This window comes from Halohasta sp. A2 (assembly GCF_056175805.1).
This window is the reverse complement of the sequence record NZ_JAQFWV010000125.1, coordinates 1-5,022: the sequence shown is the minus strand read 5'-3', so window position 1 is coordinate 5,022 and position 5,022 is coordinate 1. Positions and strand designations below refer to the sequence as shown.

Here is a 5,022-nt window from a genome sequence, read left to right as displayed (position 1 = left end):
ATGCTCGGGTACAAGCATTCCTTGGACTGTGTCTCCGAGTAATAGTTGCAATCACGAACTACGAACAGGGTGAAAATCCAGGGCGGACGAAGCTTGTGGTATGAGATGAATTGTATGACACCCTCTGTCGAACATTACATGCGCGTGTACAACGAAGTGTATGGCTTGCCCACGGTCTCACTCCGATATTTCACCGTCTATGGCCCACGGATGCGTCCGAATATGGCGATCAGTAACTTCGTCTCTCGCTGTATGCGTGGTGTGTCTCCAGAAATCTACGGCGATGGCAAACAGACGCGTGATTTTACCTATATTGAGGATATTGTGGAGGCCAATCACAGCCTTCTGACTAATGACAGCGCTGACGGCGAGACGATGAACATCGGCTCAACAGATAACATTGACATCGCTACCCTTGCGGAAGTTGTCCGAGATGAGATCGATACTAGCTTAGAGATCAACTATACCGAAGCCCGAGAGGGTGATGCCGAACACACCCATGCAGATATCTCGAAAGCACAAGAGATGATCGGCTACGAGCCAAGTCGAGATATCAGAGAAGGCGTGAATGAGTTTATTGAGTGGTACGAACAAAATCGGGAGTGGTACGAACCATTGGTCGTCAACTCCTGATTGTCGACGTCTCGGTACTCATCATAGTAATCGATAATCTTCTCTTTGAGGTACCCCACGACAACAACGATTTCATCGGCCCCTAATGCAACGAGTTCATCGGCCCCTAATGCAACGAGTTTGTCAAAACAGTGGGTGAGGATCGGTTCGTCGTCAACATCTACCATCCCTTTCGGTTTGTCGTCAGTAAGCAGGCGAAGTCGTGTTCCCTTCCCGCGGTGTAAGTAACCCCTTATGTGCTACAGGAAATGGCCACGTGTTTTGACCAGATAGTTCTGTTTTCATCGATGAAAGGCTAGACCCCCACACCCGATACCGAGTGAGATATGTATATTATATGTGCCTCTGTCAACTAGTCCAAGATACCGTTTGCCAAAATCGTCATCAAGACGAACAGTCACACCCCATCGTGTCGAATGTTCCTTTCGAAAGATATCCCATCTAATCGAATCTGATACTAGAGTATATTCTAGTCACACACACCCAATACCGAGTGAAGGGAGAACCAATCTATGGACTGCGATCTACTAACTTATTCGATAAGAATTTATCTGAAAAACCCCGTCACTTGGCATGTGGTGTGGGACAGTCGACATCGAAATCTCGTTGAACGTATCATACCCTTCGATTGTCCCAATTACTGCCTCAATCGGTTCAGAGAATGTATACCGGAGATGACCTCGTAGTTCGCACGAAGCGGTTACTCGCCGTCCTTGGTGTGGCTCGGGAGTCCGAAGTCGTGGTACTCGAAGTAGTTCTCCATCGCACCGAGTGCTTTGGCGGCGACGCGCTGAGTTGTGTTTTTCATGAGATTGGTATCGTCGGCTACACGGTCAGAAATCGTGTTACAGTCCACGCCTTCTTTGGCGAGCCTGATGGTTTCGTTGAACACCGAGCGGGCTTCAAGTGTGGCGTCGTACAGCAGGCCCTCGTTGTCGCTCTGAATGTCGAGTTGGAAGTCCAGCGTCTTGATGAGAGTCTGTGTGTCGGTCATATCTCGCTGAATTCGAGTTACTCTCACCCCACTGTGTCAAGTGTTTCACCTAGGTCATCAAACAGAGCTGAACAGTCACACCCCACCATGTCGAATGTTCTGGTTAATAATGATTGGCTCTCACAGATGCTGTACAATACGACGTGGAAGTGCGATACCATCGAGTGTGTCGACAACTTCACATACGAGTTTGAGTCCGACATCAAATTCGTACTCGTAGTACTGACCGCCAGCACGACCTTCATTTCGAGACTGCCGATTGAGAATACCAAGCATTGTAAGGTCTGCAAGATGATCGTGCATCCGTCGACGAACTAAGGGATCGATATCTGACTTCTCTGCAATCGTTCGATAGCGTGGATAGATATCTCTCACTCGCGCAGGTGTGTCCTCTTCGAGTGCAAGAGCAAGTGTAGCTACCAGTGACAGATGACCATGCTGTGTCAATTCACGCATCCCATGTTCGATCTGACTCTGTTCGAGTTTCTCACGAGCTTTGTGAACATGGTCTTCGGTGATCTCTGATTTGTCGGCTGCTCGCGCCAACTCGCCTGCTTTGTAAAGTAAATTGAGTGCCTGTCGTGCACTTCCTGTATCTTGGGCCGCAAGGGCAGCACACAGCGAAATCACACCGTGCTTGGCTGCGTCATCGTAGAGTGCACCGTCTGCGCGTCGATGTAGAATTGCCTCAAGTTCTGTACCATCGTACGGTGGGAAGTGAATGTCTTCTTCACAGAGTGTGTCTTTGACTTTCGGCGAAAGGCTGTCGCGAAACCCAAAGTCGTTACTAATACCGATGACGCCCGGTTTTGCGGATTCGAGATAGCCGTTTGAGCGAGCACGTGGCAGCTCATAGAGTATTTCATCGTTGCTTCCAATGTGATCGATCTCATCAAGAACCAATAAAATCGTCCCACCAATTGCATCAAGTTCCTCATAGAGAATATCAAAGACACGTTGCTGTGGATACCCGGTTGTACTGATACGGTTTTCTGGAGGTCGGATGATATTAACGAGGTTGACTGCAACCTGGTAAGACGACGAGAGGTTCGTACAATTAAGCCAATATACAGAGAGATCAACATCCTCGTACTGTTTTGTATCCTGTTTCAGTTGCTCAAGGAGGTATCTTGAGACCGCTGTTTTTCCCACACCGGTCTTTCCATACAGGAATATGTTCCGCGGTTGCGCGCCATTTACAACCGGCTGGAGTGCCGTCTTATACGCACGCAGTTCTTCTTCACGTGCAGTAATCGATTTGGGTTGGTAATCTTCCCGAAGCATATCTTCGTCAGAAAATATCTCGGAATCACGAGTGAAGGTCGTCATTGAGTACTACTGTCTGATAGCTATTGGATAATAAAACCACCGCGTCTAGTGTGTCGAATGATTTTTGAGACAAACACTTGATCGTAGAAACATTCGACGCTGTGGGGTGGTGAGGAAATATAATCTGTGCTAAATAGCGTGCTAAATCCATATAGCCAGCGAAAACACTCGACACAGTGGGGTCTCCAACTAGCCTATTCAATACACTACGAGGTTTTGTATTGATTAACACTCGACACAGTGGGGTGGCACTCTAGGCGAAATCATCCCATATAGAATCCTGTTAGGTGAGTTTAGCCAAGGAAAACAGTCGACGCAGTGGGGTCTAGAAGCTGGGTGTATGAGGGTCTAGCCTCAGTACTTTCGAAAACACTCGACACGGTGGGGTCTATGAGTCACAGCTGAACTCTATGCTATCGTTTGATAACAAACCTGTTCTGAGTGTATGCAGTGACCGTTTTATTTGATGATTAGCTGTAAAAGTATCTCACAGCTCTGTTGCTTATTTTTCTCGTGGATCATCAACGAGTTCATAGAGTCCACTGGAATGGATTTTCTCGACGTGGCCAGCTGCCACAAGAACATTCAGTCGATTATGGATTGTTTGTTTTGACAGACCTGTGATGTCGACAAGAAATGCGGGAGTACACCGACCTTCAGTGAGTGCATCTATTATTTGTCGATCACTCTCAAGCAATTCACTGGTATCCATTAGGCGGTCTTGATTGGCTATTAATATAGTAATTATGTAAGGGCAGCTACTCTATGCAGGTAGTATATACTTCTATTCCTTATAGATAGTCGTGACTAACAGTAAATTTTAAGTCACTGGGTATAGACTATCTAACTGAGAAGCACGGCTCGCCTCAGAAAGTGAGGCCGGTACTAGAGATACCGACCCCGTGCTTCGCACTCACGAAGCATGAAAGATTCCGAATCTAAGCCAGATGAATCTGTCGAACAGTCCGATACCCAGATAGCCACTGCTGGGTCGACAATAGACTCTACCGACCTCGCAGACTTTCCGCACGCCTCACCAGAACTCGAAGTCTGTCTGCGCTGTGGTGTCGTCGGCCTCCCAGAACGCATCGCCGCCCACAATTGTCGGTCTGACCGAACTGCCAGCGATCGTAATACAGACACTCACACCGAAACGCCAACGTCCCAAGACGCGCTCACCGTCGACATTCAGTTCGATACCACCCTGTTGAGCGCACTCACCATTCTCAGAGTTGCTCACGATGCGACGCCACACCTACAACTGAATATCCAACTCTCAAAGCTTCCACACGAAGGAGGGGCGTCCCGATGAGCCCCCACCACACCCTCGAAGTGGCCTCACCACGGCTCGTACCCACCCATCCTTCGAACCCCACACCGGTTCCAAAGACCCAGGAGACCACCCAATGAGCGAGCCAATCGTCCTCCAGTGGACGCCCCTCGATGGCCCTCGAAAAAAGCTCACACTCGAGCAAACCAACAACGGATGGATCCAAACCCACTCGCACTGGGATGGCTATCAGTGGCACGACACAGACGTCCAACCGGTAACCAACCCAACAATCCATGCACCCACACACGAAGACAGCAATCCAACCCCCCGTAAGCTCTCATCGATTCTCGACGAACTCTCGGATATCGACCAAGACCACGACCCGTGGGTTGGCCTCTTCGAGACACCCACTCCGATTGTTATCACCAAAACCACCCGTGGCGTGCAGTACCACACCACCAAGCATCCCAGTGGCCATCCAATCTCTCATCACAGCCTTCGGCAGCTCACACGCCGAGTCGGCATGCCTGCGGTGGTAGTACTTTCTGAGACACCCTTGGACCGCGAAAAATCCTATGGCCCAATCCCATCCGTTCTAGTTTAGCAGAGTGAGATCGCGCTCAACCAGATATCGTCGTGACTACCTGTCAGAGAAACCCGGTGGAATGTATGGGCTATTCTCCACCGGGTTCAGTTATCGTTGAGCGAATTCAAAGAGCGTTTCCTTCTGATGAGTTGCGCGAACGCGTTCGCGCAACGAATCTCGTAGAGCGTCAGCGGAAATTCGACATTG

4 protein-coding genes and 4 pseudogenes are annotated in these 5,022 nt (G+C 49.2%); 4 read left to right on the top strand and 4 right to left on the bottom strand.

The features are described 5' to 3' along the window. Together O2S87_RS18030 and O2S87_RS18025 are read left to right on the top strand one after the other, a co-directional pair. Positions 1–104 (top strand): annotated as a pseudogene (locus O2S87_RS18030) (IS5/IS1182 family transposase); the annotation flags it as partial. Between the two features lie 19 nt (positions 105–123). Next, positions 124–633: pseudogene (locus O2S87_RS18025) on the top strand (GDP-mannose 4,6-dehydratase); the annotation flags it as partial. Positions 634–638: 5 nt separating this feature from the next. Here O2S87_RS18025 and O2S87_RS18020 read toward each other — a convergent pair. The 4 genes and pseudogenes from O2S87_RS18020 to O2S87_RS18005 all read right to left on the bottom strand — a co-directional run. Beyond that, a pseudogene (locus tag O2S87_RS18020) lies at positions 639–869 on the bottom strand (sugar phosphate nucleotidyltransferase); the annotation flags it as partial. Between the two features lie 467 nt (positions 870–1,336). Beyond that, positions 1,337–1,627 (bottom strand): annotated as a pseudogene (locus O2S87_RS18015) (RNA-guided endonuclease TnpB family protein); the annotation flags it as partial. A 120-nt stretch (positions 1,628–1,747) separates the two neighbouring features. Next, a complete protein-coding gene (locus O2S87_RS18010; protein ID WP_475410122.1) occupies positions 1,748–2,956 on the bottom strand; it encodes an orc1/cdc6 family replication initiation protein in 1,209 nt (402 codons plus the stop codon). A gap of 502 nt (positions 2,957–3,458) precedes the next feature. Continuing rightward, on the bottom strand, positions 3,459–3,668 hold the full coding sequence (locus O2S87_RS18005; protein WP_475410121.1) for a winged helix-turn-helix domain-containing protein: 210 nt from the start codon (positions 3,666–3,668) through the stop codon (positions 3,459–3,461). A gap of 210 nt (positions 3,669–3,878) precedes the next feature. On the opposite strand from O2S87_RS18005, the gene O2S87_RS18000 reads away from it, so the two are divergent. Both O2S87_RS18000 and O2S87_RS17995 read left to right on the top strand, forming a co-directional pair. Continuing rightward, positions 3,879–4,268, top strand: coding sequence for a hypothetical protein (locus O2S87_RS18000; protein ID WP_475410120.1), 390 nt, complete (start codon positions 3,879–3,881; stop codon positions 4,266–4,268). Between the two features lie 94 nt (positions 4,269–4,362). After that, a complete protein-coding gene (locus O2S87_RS17995; protein WP_475410119.1) occupies positions 4,363–4,833 on the top strand; it encodes a hypothetical protein in 471 nt (156 codons plus the stop codon). Positions 4,834–5,022: the final 189 nt, after the last annotated feature.

Coding starts and splice junctions, on each gene's coding strand:
- O2S87_RS18010 (WP_475410122.1), bottom strand. CDS start 2,956: ATGACGACCTTCACTCGTGATTCCGAGATATTTTCTGACGAAGATATG.
- O2S87_RS18005 (WP_475410121.1), bottom strand. CDS start 3,668: ATGGATACCAGTGAATTGCTTGAGAGTGATCGACAAATAATAGATGCA.
- O2S87_RS18000 (WP_475410120.1), top strand. CDS start 3,879: ATGAAAGATTCCGAATCTAAGCCAGATGAATCTGTCGAACAGTCCGAT.
- O2S87_RS17995 (WP_475410119.1), top strand. CDS start 4,363: ATGAGCGAGCCAATCGTCCTCCAGTGGACGCCCCTCGATGGCCCTCGA.